Origin of the sequence: Nonomuraea sp. K271, from assembly GCF_009908215.1 — a bacterium.
In the GTDB taxonomy this organism is placed as follows: Bacteria; Actinomycetota; Actinomycetes; order Streptosporangiales; family Streptosporangiaceae; genus Nonomuraea; species Nonomuraea longispora.
The window spans coordinates 18,634-33,037 of record NZ_JAAAHR010000010.1; the positions used below are offsets into that span (position 1 = coordinate 18,634).

The 14,404-nt window shown below is 72.5% G+C and carries 12 protein-coding genes; 3 read left to right on the forward strand and 9 right to left on the reverse strand.

The features are described 5' to 3' along the window. Positions 1-108: 108 nt before the first annotated feature. A complete protein-coding gene (locus tag GUY59_RS05250; RefSeq protein WP_138199081.1) occupies positions 109-735 on the forward strand; it encodes a LysE family transporter in 627 nt (208 codons plus the stop codon). A gap of 187 nt (positions 736-922) precedes the next feature. Here GUY59_RS05250 and GUY59_RS05255 read toward each other — a convergent pair whose 3' ends face one another. From GUY59_RS05255 to GUY59_RS05270, 4 genes are read right to left on the reverse strand one after another with little or no spacing between them, the layout of a single operon-like run. After that, a complete protein-coding gene (locus GUY59_RS05255) occupies positions 923-2,599 on the reverse strand; it encodes an urease subunit alpha (protein WP_138199082.1) in 1,677 nt (558 codons plus the stop codon). Continuing rightward, a complete protein-coding gene (locus GUY59_RS05260; RefSeq protein WP_138199083.1) occupies positions 2,596-3,210 on the reverse strand; it encodes an urease subunit gamma in 615 nt (204 codons plus the stop codon). Before GUY59_RS05260 ends, GUY59_RS05255 begins: the two co-directional genes overlap by 4 nt. A gap of 9 nt (positions 3,211-3,219) precedes the next feature. Beyond that, the gene (locus GUY59_RS05265; RefSeq protein WP_138199084.1) at positions 3,220-4,218 is read right to left on the reverse strand and encodes a dimethylarginine dimethylaminohydrolase family protein; all 999 of its coding nucleotides are present in this window, start codon (positions 4,216-4,218) and stop codon (positions 3,220-3,222) included. Positions 4,219-4,237: 19 nt separating this feature from the next. Then, positions 4,238-5,527: an MFS transporter gene (locus GUY59_RS05270; protein ID WP_138199085.1), complete on the reverse strand. Its 1,290-nt coding sequence runs from the start codon at positions 5,525-5,527 to the stop codon at positions 4,238-4,240. Positions 5,528-5,626: 99 nt separating this feature from the next. Here GUY59_RS05270 and GUY59_RS05275 point away from each other — a divergent pair, with 99 nt between their 5' ends. After that, complete coding sequence (locus GUY59_RS05275) at positions 5,627-6,775, forward strand: PucR family transcriptional regulator (protein ID WP_138199086.1); 1,149 nt, start codon at positions 5,627-5,629, stop codon at positions 6,773-6,775. Between the two features lie 112 nt (positions 6,776-6,887). On the opposite strand, the gene GUY59_RS05280 is transcribed toward GUY59_RS05275, so the two are convergent. Further along, a complete protein-coding gene (locus tag GUY59_RS05280; protein WP_252374821.1) occupies positions 6,888-7,493 on the reverse strand; it encodes a pyridoxamine 5'-phosphate oxidase family protein in 606 nt (201 codons plus the stop codon). 215 nt (positions 7,494-7,708) lie between these two features. Here GUY59_RS05280 and GUY59_RS05285 point away from each other — a divergent pair, with 215 nt between their 5' ends. Continuing rightward, positions 7,709-10,513 carry an AfsR/SARP family transcriptional regulator gene (locus GUY59_RS05285; protein ID WP_138199088.1) on the forward strand — a complete coding sequence of 935 codons (2,805 nt, stop codon included), beginning with the start codon at positions 7,709-7,711 and terminating at the stop codon, positions 10,511-10,513. A gap of 22 nt (positions 10,514-10,535) precedes the next feature. Here the strand turns inward: GUY59_RS05285 and GUY59_RS05290 are convergent, their stop codons facing one another. From GUY59_RS05290 to GUY59_RS05305, 4 genes are all read right to left on the reverse strand, one after another. Next, positions 10,536-11,504, reverse strand: coding sequence for a pyridoxal-phosphate dependent enzyme (locus GUY59_RS05290; RefSeq protein WP_138199089.1), 969 nt, complete (start codon positions 11,502-11,504; stop codon positions 10,536-10,538). Continuing rightward, positions 11,501-12,238 carry a TetR/AcrR family transcriptional regulator gene (locus GUY59_RS05295; protein WP_138199090.1) on the reverse strand — a complete coding sequence of 246 codons (738 nt, stop codon included), beginning with the start codon at positions 12,236-12,238 and terminating at the stop codon, positions 11,501-11,503. Before GUY59_RS05295 ends, GUY59_RS05290 begins: the two co-directional genes overlap by 4 nt. Positions 12,239-12,282: 44 nt before the next feature. Beyond that, positions 12,283-13,650 (reverse strand): serine hydrolase domain-containing protein, encoded by a 1,368-nt coding sequence (locus tag GUY59_RS05300; RefSeq protein ID WP_138199091.1) that lies wholly within the window; start codon positions 13,648-13,650, stop codon positions 12,283-12,285. Between the two features lie 78 nt (positions 13,651-13,728). After that, positions 13,729-14,403, reverse strand: coding sequence for an alpha/beta fold hydrolase (locus GUY59_RS05305; protein WP_138199092.1), 675 nt, complete (start codon positions 14,401-14,403; stop codon positions 13,729-13,731). Position 14,404 lies beyond the last annotated feature (1 nt).

Sequence of the window (14,404 nt, forward strand, 5' to 3'; positions counted from 1 at the left end):
GATACGCTACACAACCTTTCGATAGACCTGAACAATTCGCGCGGGTCACAATGGCGGGGAAGGCCCGGGCCCTTCACGACCAGGACGTGAGAAGTGAAGGGGAAGCCGATGCTCGACGCCATCCTCGCGGGCCTGTGGGCGGGTTACGGGCTGTCCATCCCGGTCGGGGCTGTCGCGATCCTCATGATCGACATGACCGCGCGGACGTCGTTCCGTGTGGGCGCGTCCGCGGCAGCGGGCGCCACGACCGCCGACGCCCTCTACGCCGTGCTCGCGGTCGTGGGCGGCGCCGCCGCGGCGAACGCGCTGCAGCCGTTCGCGCAACCGCTGCGCTGGGCGGCGTTCCTGTTGCTCTCCGCCATGGCGGTCCGCATCCTCGTCACCGCGCTCCGCCCCCGCGACCGCGCGGGCGCGCCCCCGGGCGGCGGGCGCGGGATGAGCCCGCTCCGCTCGTACCTGCTCTTCCTGGGACTGACGGTGCTCAACCCGTGGCCTGTCCTCTACTACGTGGCCCTCATCCTCGGACGCCACGCGCCGACGGCGATGACCGCCGCGGAGTCGGCCGCCTACACCGGCGCGATCGTCGTCGCGTCCGCGAGCTGGCAGTTGCTGCTCGCGTGCGGCGGCGCCGTCTTCGGCAGGCTGCTGACCGGGCCGCGCGGCAGGACCGTCACGGCCGTCGTGTCCGGCATCCTCATCATGGCCATGGGCGCCGGCATGGTGGTGGGCGGCTGACCGCCCGGATCATCCCAGCGTGCTCCAGTCGCGCAGGGTTCCGGGACCCTCGACCATCGTGTCGTCGTAGCGGCCGTCGGTGACGCGGATCTTCATGTACTGGGTCCCGGAGAACGCCCAGTACTGCTTCGGGTCGTCCGGCGTGACGATGCCGTGACCCTGCCGGCCGACACCGCCGGACCGAGGCTCACGCGAGATGGTGCACCTGGGTGAGCGGGAGCCGGCTCGCCGGCGGCAGCCCCACGGGCATCCCGTCCACCAGGACGGGGCCGCCGTCGCGCGGCACCCGTACGTGCGGGACCCGCGTGTTGCGGACCATGTCCTCGCGGGCCAGCCCTCGCGAGCCGCGAATCGGCAGGTAGCTCGCCCCGGACGGCAGCGCCCGCCGCGCGGCCGCGTCCTCCAGGGCCTCGCGCGCGACGAAGACGTGCGCGAGGCGCCGGGGCGCGTCGCCCATGGCGCCGAAGAACTTCCGGTAGGCCCGCGGCTGACCCGCCCGGGTGGACGCCGCGCCGGACGCGCTCACCCCCCAGGCCACGAACCCCGACTTCACGACCAGCTCGGGCTTCGCGCCGAACCACGCGGGATGCCACAACACGAGGTCGGCGACCTTGCCGGGAGCGATGCCGCCGATCTGGCCGGCCATCCCGTGCGCGATCGCGGGATTGATGGTGATCTTGGCGAGGTAACGCAGGACCCGCTCGTTGTCGTGGCGGCCGTGACGCTCCGACACCGCCTTGGCGTGCGCCGCGAGCTGCCACGTGCGGCGGGCCGTCTCGCCGACGCGTCCCATGCCCATCGAGTCGGAGTTGACGATGCTGACCGCGCCCACGTCGTGCAGGGCGTTCTCCGCCGCGATCGCGCTCGCCCGCACGCGGCTCCTCGTCACGTCGGCGTCGCCGGGCAGCAGCGCGTTCTGCCGGTGGACGGTCATCGTCATCGGGTACAGCTCCGCCACGGTGTTGACGGTGTACGGCAGCGTGGGCGTGGTCGAGGAGGCCAGCACGTGCGGGTGGGCGAGAACCTCCAGCAGGTCGGGATGCCCGCCGCCGCCCTCGACATGGTAGGCGTGCACCGTACGCCCCCGCGTCGCCCCGATCGTGTCCGAAAGCAGGCCCGACTCGTTGAGCGAGTCGGTGTGCAGCGCCACGGGCAGGTCGGCGGCGTCGGCCACCGCGAGGCATGTGTCGACGACGGCGGGCTGCGCGCCGAAGTCCTCGTGCACCTTGAACCCGCCCGCCCCGGCGACGACGGCCGCCTCCAGCGGCGCCGGCCGCACCGATGAGCCGCGGGCCAGGAACGCCACGTTCACCGGCACCTCCCGCCAGGCCTCGATCATCAGGTGCAGGTTGCGCCGGGGGTTGACGCCGATGTCCCACACGCCGCCGAGACCCATGCCGACCACGGTGGTCACTCCGGCCGAGAGCGCCACGTCGAGCAGCGCCGGACTGGACAGGTGCACGTGCGAGTCGATGATGCCGGGAGTGACGATCATTCCCTCGGCGGGGATCATCGCCGTGTGCGGGCCGACCACGAGCTCCACGTCGTTCACCGCGTCCGGCGACCCGGCGCGGCCCAGCCCGGCGATCCTGCCGTCCTTGACGCCGATGTTGGTCTTGACCACGCCGAGCAGCGGGTCGAGGACGAGCGCGTTGGTGACGACGAGATCCAGCTCCGAGTCCCGGGGGGCGCTGGTGAGCAGCAGCCCTTCGCGCACGGTCTTGCCGCAACCTCCGAGCAGTTCGTCGCCTGCCTCGGTGTCGTCACGCTCCACCTCCACCACGAGGCCGGTGTCGGCCAGGCGCACCCGGTCGCCGGTGGTCGGTCCGTACACGGCCGCGTACGTCGCCCTGTCGAAGCTCATCCTTCGCCTCCCAGCGTGAGCCGGGGCGCGGTGGCCGCGCCCCCCAGCATGACCAGCCGCACGGTGATCGTCACCCCGGGCGGGAAACACAGGCTGCTGCCCGCCGGCACGTCCAGCCGGTGGCCGCGGGCCGCGTCCCTGTCGAACGACAGCGCCGCGTTGGCCTGCCAGAACGGGTAGTGCGACGACACGTGCACGTCGACGTCAGCGGTGTTGGTCACCTCGATCTCCACCCGGGCACGCCCCGGCGCCGGCGCCACCCGCTCCGCCGCCGGGAGGACGGCCCCCGGCTCCGCGGGGTCCGGCTCCGCGCCCAAGGGGTCGTCGACGGCCACGAGCGCCGTACCGGCCGGGAACAGCGCGTCCACCTCGACCCGGCGGACCAGCGCCGGGACGCCCGGCGCGGCCTCCTCGGCGCGCACCGCGCCGCGGCCCGCCGCGATCACCGCCTCCATCGGCAGCCCGTCCCAGGCGGCCTCGTACACCGTGTCGGCGACCAGCGCCACGACCTCAGGCGCGGACAGCGGAGCGCCCCTGGCGCGGCGGCGGCGGGCCAGCTCCGCCACGGTGAAGACGGTCAGGCGGTCGTGCTCCGCCGGGGTCAGATGCATCGGCCACCTCTACCAGTCGCGGACGAGTTCCATGGTCGAGCAGTGAATGCCGCCGCCGTTCTTCAGGATCTCGTCGTACGGCACCGGTACGATCTCCACGCCCTCGGCGGCCAGCCGGTCGGCGGTGCGCACACAGTGCGCGGGGAACAACAGCCGCCGCGGGCGGACGGTGAGCGAGTTGCACGCGTACTGTTCGTCCGGGTGCGGCGAGACGACCTTGATCCCGAGGTCGTCCAGCCGGGCCAGGAACGTGTGCGGCAGGCGGTGGGTGTTGGCCAGCGCCAGATCCTCGTCGACCATGTGGAACTGCCCGTCCACGTGGATCGTATAGCCGGGCAGCGGCACGGTCACCAGCGCGACGCCGAGCGGTTCGAGCATCCGGGCGAGCTGCCGCGCGCCTTCGGGGTTGCACCGGATCGACAGGCCGAACACCGCCAGGTCGCGCCGGAGCTTGACGAACGTGCCGCCCTCAGCGAGCCCCTCACCGATGACCGTGCCGAGGATCGGCATGCCGAGCGCGGCGATCGTCCTGGTCACCGACGCCTCCTCGCCGCGCCGCATCCTCGGGGCCAGACGGGTGATCACGGCGCCGCCCGGCACGGTCAGCATCGGGTCGCGGGTGAAGACCGACTTGGTGTGATCGGGCATCTCGGGCGCCTCGACGACCTCGACGTCCTCGGCCCGCAGCGCGGCCACCAGCGTCGCGTGCTGCTCCATCACCAGGTCCATGTTCGGCGCCTTGTCACCGCGCCAGTACCACCGCCGCCCCGGATCGACCAGCGCTCCGGCGCGCGGGTCCCACGCGTCGGCGGTGATCGCGGCCAGGCCGCTGCTCGGACGGCGCACCAGCACGGAGCGCAGACGGCTCACCTCGTCGGCGGCGCCCCAGCGACGGCCCCAGTAACGCTCCAGTTCGGCCGGGTCCTGGAAGGGCGGCTTCGGCTCGGGGCCGACCAGCTTGTGGTAGTAGTGCTCGGGCTGCGCTCCGTCGTCGGCGATGGTGCTCATGCTCGTTCCTTTCCGTACGTCACAACTCCGCCACCCGGAGCCGCCTGGCCGCCACGGCGGCGAACAGGGTGATCAGCGAGAACACGCACAACATCGCCGCGACCGTCCACAGGTTCTCCCCGGTCGCGGCCAGCAGCGCGGTCGCGGCCAGCGGAACGAACCCACTGATGGCCCCAGACAGGTTGTACGACAGGCCCACCCCCGAATAGCGCACCTCGCGGGCGAACATCTCGCTGAGCAGTTGCCCGCACGCCGCGTAGCTGACCGACACCAGCACCACGCCGAGCACCAGCCCGGCCGCGACGCCCGCCGCGCTGCCGAGGCCGACCAGCCAGAAGATCGGGAACGCCGCCAGCGCCGAGGCGGCCGCGCCCCACACGGCCACCGGCCCCGGCCCGACGCGGTCGGCGATCCGGCCGAACACCGGGTAGAGGCACAGGTTGATGAACGACCCGAGGGTGGCCGCGTTGAGCAGCACGGTACGGTCGACGCCCACGGTGTCCGAACCGTAGTTGACGAGGAACGTACCGCACAGGTAATAGCCGCCGATCCCGACGAACGACACCGCGACGCCCACCGCCAGGCGCCCGCCGCCGCCGCGGATCAGCTCGACGAGCGGCCGCTTGGCGGCGCGCTGCCCGGCCAGCATCTCCCGGAACACCGGCGACTCGTCCACCCTGCTGCGCACCCAGAGCGCGACCAGCAGCAGCGGGAAGCCCAGCAGGAACGGGACACGCCAGCCCCACGAGTCGAACTGCGCGTCCGGCAGGACGCTGACCAGCGCGAACACGGCCGTGGCCGTCAGCGAGCCGACCGGGGAGCCCATCTGCGGCATGACTCCGTAGATGCCGCGCTTCTCCTTCGGCGCGTGCTCGACCGCCAGCGTCGCGGCGCCGCTCCACTCGCCGCCGACGGACAGGCCCTGCAGCAGGCGGAGCGTGGCGAGCAGGATCGGCGCCGCCACCCCGATCTGCGCGTACGTCGGCAGCAGGCCGATGCACCCGGTGACGACGCCGATGAGGACGACGGTCACCATGAGGATGCGACGCCGGCCGTACCGGTCGCCGAGGTGGCCGAAAATGGCCGCTCCCAAGGGCCTGGCCACGAAGCCGACGCCGAACGTGGCGAAGGAGGCCATCGTGCCCGCGAGCGGACTCAGCTGGGGAAAGAACTGGCTGTTGAAGACCAGCGCCGCCGCGGCGCCGTAGACGTAGTAGTCGTACCATTCCAGCGCGGTGCCCGCGAAGGCGCCCAGCGCGACTGTTCTGGGGTTGGTTTCCGGCCGCCGGGGGTGAGCCGTGGGTTGCATGATGACACCCTGTCGCGCCTCTGATCTGCGGTTCAATCGCCAATCGGCACCCGGGTGGCGTCGTTAGACTGTGCACTTGCACAGCGGGAGGGGTCACGGATGACGTCCGACGTGGTCGACCGGCTCTCGCGCGAGCTCGTGCGCGACGTCGCCCCGCTCGCCGACCGCTTCGTCGCCGAGATGATCGACACCGGCGCCCCCTACGCCGGGACGGTCGTTCCCGAGGAGACGCTGCTGGCCGACGCCCGCCGCAGCCTTGAGCTGATCCTGCGGCTGATCGGGCGGCTGCCGGTGCCGGAGCACGTCGCGGGCGCGTCCGCCGAGATCGGCGCGGCGCGGGCGGAGGCGGGAGTGCCGCTGGAGAGGCTGCTGCAGGCCGTACGCCTCGACGCCCGGGTCGTCTGGGACGCGTTGTGCCGGCGGGCCGGCCCCGGCGACCTGTCCAGCCTGGTGGCGCAGGCGCCGCGCGTGTGGGAGGCGGTGGAGCACCATTCCATGGGCATCATGGCCGCCTACCAGCAGCGGGTGCTGGAGATGGCCCAGGCCCGGCAGGACGAGCGGGCGCGGTGGTTCGCCCGGCTGCTGGAGTGCGACGGGCGCCATCCCGACATCCGGCGGCAGGTGTCCACCGTGCTCGGGCTCGACGAGGGCGCGTCGTTCGTGGTCGTGGCGTTCCCGCCGGGCCGCCTCGCGGCGCTCCGGCCCGTACGCGAGCGGCTCGGCGTCCTCGACGTCCGCGCGCACGAACAGGACCGGCCCGCCGGGCCGATCGTCGTGCTGCAGGTGCCCGAGCGGGCGGGTCCCGGCGCGGCGGAGGGCTGGTTCCGCGGTCTCCGGTGCGCCGTGAGCCCGGCCGTCGAAGGGCTCGCGGAGGTGCCCAGGGCCGTGCGGCTGGCCGAGCTGACCCTGTACGCGCTGCCGCCGGACACGTCCGGGCCGACCGCCACCCGCGACCTGTGGCCGGCGATCGCGGCGGGGATGCTCGGCGAGTTCAGGACCGATCTCGTCCGCGACGCGCTCGGCGGGCTGGGCAAGCTGCCGGACCGCGACGTCACCAGGGTGCTGGAGACCGTGGAGCGCTATCTGCGCACCGGGTCGGTCGCGGCGACGGCCCGGCAGCTCTACTGCCACCGCAACACGGTGCTCAACCGGCTGCACCAGTTCGCCGCCGCCACCGGCCGCGACGTCATGTCCTCGGCCGACGCCACCGTCGTCACCCTGGCGCTTCGGGCCCGCACGTACGAGTGACCTGTTCTTCGTGGCGCACTTCGGGCTGCGATCCAAGAGCGGGCGCGAAGTGCCGTACCGGTTGCCCTGCTGGGCGTCCCGGCGGCCTCCGGTGGCGGGTGGGCGCGGCGGGTCAGTACTGGTTCGTCTTGGCGTCCAGGGCGAGCCCGGCGTCGATCTCCTCCGCGGCAACCTTCAGGCCCATGTGGTCCTTGGCGATCCGCCCCAGCGTGGGCAGGCGCCCGCGGTCGGGCCACGTCGTGGTGTCCCACAACGACGAGCGCAGGAACGCCTTCGCGCAGTGCATGTAGAGCTCCTCGACGTCGACGAGGAGCGCCAGCCGCGGCCGCTTGCCCCGTACCACCAGGTCGTCGAAGAAGGGGGCGTCCGACACGAGTGTCGCGCGGCCGTTCACGCGCAGGGTCTCGTTCATGCCCGGCACGATGAACAGCAGCCCGACGTGGGGGTTCTCCAGCACATTGCGGAAGCTGTCGACCCGGTGGTTGCCTGGCCGGTCGGCGAGCACCAGTCGGTGGTCGTCGAGCACCAGCACCGACCCGGCGGGGTCTCCCCGGGGTGAGACGTCGCAGATCCCGTCGGCGTTGGCGGTCGACAGCAGCACGAACGGCGAGTGGGCGATGATCGTGCGCGCGTGCTCGTCGATGCGCGCGATGTCCTTTTCCCAGATGGATCGGGATGGTTCCTTCACGATCTCCCGGAGTTCGGCCTCGGTCGTCACCGTACGGATATCAGAAGGATTAACCATCAGAACAAGGTAAGCCTCACCGACCGGGGTGTCGAGATCGCCCCATGCCACGGGTACCGCCCGGAGGCGTGGGGCACGGGTCGGCCGGCCGGGATGCAGTTCCTGACAGCGGGTTGCAAGCCGGCATCAGGCGTACCGCTGGCATGGACTGCCGATAATGGCCTCACCGAGCGAGAGACGGGAGCACTATGACGCTGGAGATCAAGGTTCTTGGGCCGTTCGAGGTCACCTTGGATGGCGGGTCGCTGAAGCTGGCCGGCGAACGCCGGGTCGGCCTCCTCGCCCGGCTGGCCTTGAACGCCGGGCAACCGGTCTCCTCCGAACGACTCCTCGCCGACGTCTGGGGCGAGAGCACGGCGTCCACCGCCGGCAAACAGCTGCACATCGTGGTGTCGAAGCTGCGTGAGCTGCTGTCCGACGACATCATCGAGACCGTCCCCGGCGGCTACCGGCTGAACCTCGCGCCGGAGCACGTCGACGCCCACCGGTTCACGCGTCTGGTCCGCCAGGCGCGGGAGGCGGGGGCGCGGCATGACGGCGCGACGGCGAGCGAGCTGTTCCGGCAGGCACTCGCGCTGTGGCGGGGCGACGCGCTGGCCGACATGACGGCCCCCTGGGCGCAGATCGAGGCCGCCCGTCTCCGGGAGGAGCGCCTGACGGCTGAGGAGGACCACGTCGACCTGCGCCTGGCCGCCGGCGACCACCATGCGGTGGCGGCCGAGCTCGCCGCGCACGTCAGGCGGCATCCGCTGCGGGAGCGCCCGCGCGCCCAGCTGATGCTGGCGCTCTACCGGGATTCCCGACCGTCCGACGCGCTCGCGGCCTACCAGGAGGGCCGGCGCGTCACGGTCGACGAGCTGGGCGTCGAGCCGGGAGCCAAGCTGCGCCGGCTCCAGCGCGCGGTACTCACCGGGGACCCGGCGCTCGACCTGGCCTCCCAGGGGTCCGGCCCGCCTGGCGTGCTGGCCGAGCTGCCGTCCGACACGCAGGTCTTCACGGCCCGTGCCACCGAGGTCGCCTGGCTCGACAAGGCGATCGCCGACGCCGCGCCCGGTGCGCCGGCCATCGCCGCGATCGACGGAGCGGGAGGCATCGGCAAGTCGGCCCTGGCCGTCCACGCCGCCCACGCCATGGCCCACCGCTTCACCGACGGCGTGCTGTACGTCGACCTCAACGGCGCCGCTGCCGGGCGCCCGCCGCTGCAGCCCATCGAGGCGCTCGGCCACTTACTGCGCGCCCTGGGGCTCGACGGCTCGGCCGTGCCGCCCGAGCTGGAGGAGGCCGCGGCCCGCTACCGCAGCCTCACGTCCAACCGCAACCTGCTGATCATCCTCGACAACGCCCGCCACGCCCACCAGGTGCGCCCGCTCATCCCCTCCGGTGACGCCTGCGCGGTCATCGTCACCAGCCGGCAGGCCATGGTCTCGCTGGACAACGCGCACCATCTCCACCTGACGGGTCTCGACCACGCCGACGCCGTCGCCCTGCTCGCCCGCATCGCCGACCCCGGCCGCGTCCAGGCCGAGCCGCAGGCAGCAGAGCAGATCGCACGGTTGTGCGACGGCCTCCCCCTGGCCGTCCGCATCGCGGCGGCACGCCTGGCCGCACGCCCCGACTGGACGTTGTCCTACCTCGCGGACCGCCTCACCGACGCCGCCCGCCGCCTGGACGCCCTCGAACACGCCGACCTGGCCGTCCGCGCCTCCATCGCCGTCAGCCATCACCACCTGCGCGAAGAGCCCACCGGCCACGACGCCGCCCACCTGTTCACCTTCCTGGGGCTCCTCGACCTTCCCACGTTGACCCCGGGCGCCACCGCCGCCCTGGTCGGCTGGCCGGTGCTCAGAGCCGAAGCCGCGCTGGACCGGCTGCTCGACGCCCGCATCCTCGAACCCGCACAGCACGGCGGCTGCCGGGTGCACGACCTGGTCCGCCTCTACGCCCGCGAGCAGGCCGCCGTGGACATCCCCGTTTCCGAACGCGCCGCCGCAGTCCACCGCACGCTCCAGCACTACCTGGCCACCGCCCAGGCCGCGAACCTGCTGATCGATCCCGGCACGGACGCGCCGACGAACTCGTACCCGGCCGACAGGCCCGGCGCCGACCTGCCCACCGTCGAGGCGGCGAACGCGTGGGCCGAAAGTGAGCGGGACAACCTCCTCGCCGCCGCCCACCAGGCCGCCGACACCAGTGCTGCCGGCACTGCGATCGGTCTCGCGCAAGCCATCTACTGGCTCTTCTGGCGCAAGGGGTGGCTCACGGAACTCCCCGGGCTGCTGGAGAAGACGCTGGACGTCGCCGAGCGGAGCGGCGACGAGGTGGGCCTGGCCATGGGGCACACGGCGATCGGGGCCGTCTTCCAGGAGCAGGGCCACTTCGCGGCCTCCGTCCATCACCTCAAGGAATCCCTCGCCTGCTGGGATCGCACGGGACAGTTCGGTCGCAAGGCCGGCTCGTACAACGACCTCGGCATCACGTACACCATGCTCCAGAAGTACGACGACGCGCTGGACGCCCTGGACAACGGCCTCGCCATGACCCGGGCGAGCGGTCGCCGGGCCCACGAGGCGGCCGTGCGCAACAACCGCGTCCACGTCTTCTACCGGCAGGGGAGGTTCGAGGAGGCGATCGAGGAGGGCCGCCGGGTCCTCGACCTCTGGAGCGAGCTGGGAATCCCGTCAGGAGAAGGGATAGGGCACGACACCTTCGCCGACGCCTGCCGGGCTGCGGGCCGGCTCACCGAGGCCGCCGGTCGCTACCGGGAGGCCATTCGCATCCAGCACGAGACCGGCCAGTACCTCGGGGAGGCGGTGTCCTCCTGGTGGCTCGGCCAGACGCTGTACGACCTCGGCCGGCACGACGACGCGCGGGAGTCGTGGCGGCGTTCGCTGAACCTCCTGCGGGACGCCAACCTCCTCGCGGCGGAGGAGGTGCTCCAGTTGCTCGCGCAACCCGTACCCGACGTGCCGCTGCCCATCAGGAACCAGCTCTGAGCCGCGCGTCCGTACGTCCGGGTCAGCCCACGCACAGCTCGGCGAAGCGCCGGGCGCTGACGTTGCCGCCCGAGACGACGACGCCGACACGACCGGGCAAGCGCTCCACGCGCCCCGCCAGCAGCGCCGCCAGACCGGCGGCGCCGCTCGGCTCTACGACGATCTTCAGGCGTTCGAACGCGAACCGCATCGCTTCGCGGATCTCGTCGTCGGTGACCAGCGCCACGGCCTCGACCAGCCGCTGATTGATCGCGAACGTCAGCTCGCCCGGCGTGGCCACGGCCTGGCCGTCGGCGACGGTACGCGGCACGTCGATGACGACGCGCCGCCCCGCCTCCAGCGAGCGCTTGGTGTCGTCGCCCGCCTCCGGCTCGACACCGACCACGCGCATGGCGGGGTCCAGGCCCTTGACGGCGGTCGCGCAACCCGCGATCAGTCCGCCACCGCCGACCGGTGCCAGCAGCAGGTCGAGCCTCCCCGCTTCCTGCAGCAGTTCGAGCGCCGCCGTGCCCTGCCCGGCGATCACATGCGGATGGTCGTAGGGTGGGATGAGCGCGAGCCCACGCTCGGCGGCCAGCTCCTCGGTGAGCGCCGCGCGGTCACCGGTGTAACGGTCGTACGTGACGACTTCGGCGCCGTAGCCGGCGGTCGCCTCCAGCTTCGAGCGCGGAGCGTCCTCGGGCATGAGGATCACGGCGTTGGTGCCGAGCACCCGGGCCGCCAGGGCGACGGCCTGTGCGTGGTTGCCCGACGAGTAGGCCGCGACGCCCTTGGCCAGTTGCCCGCGCGGCAGCCGCGAGACGGCGTTGTAGGCGCCGCGGAACTTGAACGCCCCGACCCGCTGGAAGTTCTCGCACTTCAGCAGCACCTCGGCGCCCACCAGCTCGTCCAGCGTGCGCGAGCACAGCACGGGAGTACGGTGCACGACCCCGTCGAGCCGCGCCGCGGCGTCGCGGACGTCGTCCAGGGTGACCGGGGGAACGGACGTCATGCGGTGTCTCCCTTCGTGGCGCCCGGATGTCCGGACGCGAGCGCGTGACCACTGGTCGAACCGGGTGCGAGCCGGGCCTGCAGGCCGTCGAGGAGCGCGTGCAGGCCGAAGTGGAACGCGGCGTCGGCCGGTCGCGTCGTGGCGGCGTCCATGGCGGCTCCGGCGCGGGCGCGCAGCCGCGGGAACCGCTGAGCCGTCTCGGTGATGTACGCGAGGGTGTCGCGCAGGTCCTGCTCCTCGTCCGCGCCCGCCCGGCGCAGCCGCGCCCGCCAGGCCGACTCGGCGACCTCGCCCTGCGCGGCGCCGATCACGAACATCAGGACCGTCGCCGCCGCGTGCTCGATGTCCTGGCCCGTGAAGCCCGCGGCTTCGTAGACGGCCAGGCAGTGCTCGTCGTAGCGGGCCTTGCCGGGACCGTAGATGATGTGCGTGCTCATGGCGGGCACCAGCCAGAAATGCCGGGTGATCATGGAGTAGGCCCCGCGGGCGAGCGCCGCCGCCGCCTCGCGCCATCCGACCGCTTCGAGGTCCGGCAGGGCGATCTCGCCGAAGACGTGGTCGGCGGCGAGCACCACCAGCTTGTCCTTGCTCCGCACGTGGTAGTACACCGCCGTGGCGGCACAGCCCAGCTGGGCTCCGAGCCGCCGCATGTTCAGCCCGTGCACGCCCTCGGCGTCCAGCACCTCGATGGCCGCCCGGACGATCTGCTCCTTGGTGAGGGTGTCACGCGGCATGACGTGAGGCTATCGGAGCTCCTGCCCGTGCTCGGCACGTACGCTCACGTCGTGGCGCCGACCCGGCCGAAGATTCGGCCGGCCAGGTCCACGCCCGTGACCGCGCCGCTCCCGTCGCGGGTGAAGAAGCCACGCTGCCCCTTCAGTCCACCCTCGGTGATGATGTACTCCTCGTTCGGCAGCAGGCCGAGGGCGGCCGGCGGATGGTCCGGGGGCATGTCGACCTGCGACGCCTGGCGGATTTCCGGCTTGATCCCGACCGCGAGCGTGAGCCTGAGCCCGTCGGAGGCGACGTCGAGGTTCATGGCGTCGTTCTCGTAGCGGCCCGCGACCGCCCGCGCCCTCGCCTCGTCGTACGGGATCGGCACGGGGTCGCGCTCGGTCACGCCGAGGTGATGCTCCAGCGCCCAGCGGACGACAGCCTGGTTGAAGAGGTAGCCCTCGGGGCCGGCGTTGGCGAGGGAGACCACGGCGAAGTCGTTCTCGGGCGCGATGAGCAGTTCGGCGAACTGGCCGTTGCCCGACCCGCCGTGCCCGATCGTACGGACGCCGTCCACGTCGCGCAGGAACCAGCAGATGCCGAAGGCATCGCCGAGCGTGCTCGCCCGCAGCTCGGCCGTCGGCTCCCACATGCGGCGCAGCGTCACTGCGGGCAGCACGCCGCCTCCGTCGCCGAGGTGGAACCGGGCCCAGCGCAGCAGGTCGCTCACCGAGGACACGATGCCTCCGCCAGGACGGTTGGCACGCGAGCCGGCCCGCCACGCCCCCCACGGCTGGGCGAACCGGAGGCCGCCGTCCTCCGCCCGGTTGTGGCCCACGGCGAAGCGCCGGACCATGACGTCGTCCGGCTCGAAGAAGGTGTTCGACAGCCCGGCCGGTCGGAGGACCAGCGAGGCGACGGCCTGTTCGAAGGGCGAGCCCGTGACCTGCTCGACGACTCGCCCCGCCAGGTTGTAGCCGGCCTGGCTGTAGGAGGCCCTGGCCCCGGGCGCCGCGATCGGCTTGAGCCCGGCCAGCTTCGCCACGAACGCGACCAGGGAGTCGTCGTCGCCGGTGTCGACCACGTTCCAGTCCAGGCCCGCAGTGTGGTTGAGCAGTTGCAGCACGGTGATCCGGGCGGCGGCCCGCTCGTCGGGGAGCCTCAACGCGGGCACGTACCGGCGCACCGGCGCGTCCAGCGCCACCTTTCCCTCGGCGGCCAGGCGCATCAGCGCCGTCGCCGTGAAGGTCTTGGTCACGGACGCGATGTGGAACAACGTGCGCTCGTCGACCGGCAGCGGGTTGTCGAGGCTCGTCACGCCGTGGGAGGCGTGGAACTCCCTGCCGCCCGTCAGGACCCCGGCGGCCGCGCCGGGAAGCCCGAACTCCGTGGCCGCCTCCGTGACGAAGCCGGCCAGTTCCTCCTGTGCCATGCGCGTGCACCTCCGTGATTTGAACTTAGTTAAACACGGAGGTTACGCAGTTTCTGAACTATGTGCAAATGAGGTTGATCAGACCGCGGCGAGCAGCCGGGCGAGTTCGGCCGGCCTGGTGATCATGGGCCAGTGGCCCGAGTCGATGTCGACCAGGTCGACGTGCCTGGCCCTGGCCAGCTCGGGGAGGTCGCCGGCGTCCAGCCACTCCCGCGCCTGGGCGGGGGTGTATTCGGGGCACACGAGGACGACAGGCACGTCATAGCGTCGTTCGTCCGTCAGGCGTACCAGCCCCTTGGACACCCCCTCGGGGACGGGGATCGCGGCGGCCTCGAAGCGCAGCCTGGCCTCCTCGTCGAGGTCGGCGGAGTCAGGCCCCTCGAACGGACCCCAGCCGGGGAAGGGCATGACGCCGTCCTTCACCTCGAAGAAGTCGGCGTAGCGGTCGCCGTCGGCGGCAGGGAAACCGCCGACGAGCGCCACCTTGGCGACCCGCTCCGGCCGCGCGTCGGCGGCGAGCCACGCCAGGGTGGAGGCGGCGGAGTGCCCCACCACCAGGGGCCTGCCCGGCGCCGCGTCCACGGCCGCGAGCACGGTCGCCACCTGGTCGTCGAGCGTGGCCGACACGGATCCGTCGCCCTGGCCCGGCAGGGTGACCGGCACGGGACGGTGGCCGAGCGCCCTGAGCTCGGGCATGACCTCGTCCCACGTCGATCCGTCGAGCCACAGGCCGCCGATGAGCACGATGTCCATG

What these genes read in the sequence shown, in the direction of transcription:
- GUY59_RS05275 (WP_138199086.1), top strand. Translation starts at nt 5,627, where the DNA reads ATGACGTCCGACGTGGTCGACCGGCTCTCGCGCGAGCTCGTGCGCGAC.
- GUY59_RS05265 (WP_138199084.1), bottom strand. Translation starts at nt 4,218, where the DNA reads ATGAGCACCATCGCCGACGACGGAGCGCAGCCCGAGCACTACTACCAC.
- GUY59_RS05260 (WP_138199083.1), bottom strand. Translation starts at nt 3,210, where the DNA reads ATGCATCTGACCCCGGCGGAGCACGACCGCCTGACCGTCTTCACCGTG.
- GUY59_RS05290 (WP_138199089.1), bottom strand. Translation starts at nt 11,504, where the DNA reads ATGACGTCCGTTCCCCCGGTCACCCTGGACGACGTCCGCGACGCCGCG.
- GUY59_RS05285 (WP_138199088.1), top strand. Translation starts at nt 7,709, where the DNA reads ATGACGCTGGAGATCAAGGTTCTTGGGCCGTTCGAGGTCACCTTGGAT.
- GUY59_RS05300 (WP_138199091.1), bottom strand. Translation starts at nt 13,650, where the DNA reads ATGGCACAGGAGGAACTGGCCGGCTTCGTCACGGAGGCGGCCACGGAG.
- GUY59_RS05270 (WP_138199085.1), bottom strand. Translation starts at nt 5,527, where the DNA reads ATGCAACCCACGGCTCACCCCCGGCGGCCGGAAACCAACCCCAGAACA.
- GUY59_RS05250 (WP_138199081.1), top strand. Translation starts at nt 109, where the DNA reads ATGCTCGACGCCATCCTCGCGGGCCTGTGGGCGGGTTACGGGCTGTCC.
- GUY59_RS05295 (WP_138199090.1), bottom strand. Translation starts at nt 12,238, where the DNA reads ATGCCGCGTGACACCCTCACCAAGGAGCAGATCGTCCGGGCGGCCATC.
- GUY59_RS05305 (WP_138199092.1), bottom strand. Translation starts at nt 14,403, where the DNA reads ATGGACATCGTGCTCATCGGCGGCCTGTGGCTCGACGGATCGACGTGG.
- GUY59_RS05255 (WP_138199082.1), bottom strand. Translation starts at nt 2,599, where the DNA reads ATGAGCTTCGACAGGGCGACGTACGCGGCCGTGTACGGACCGACCACC.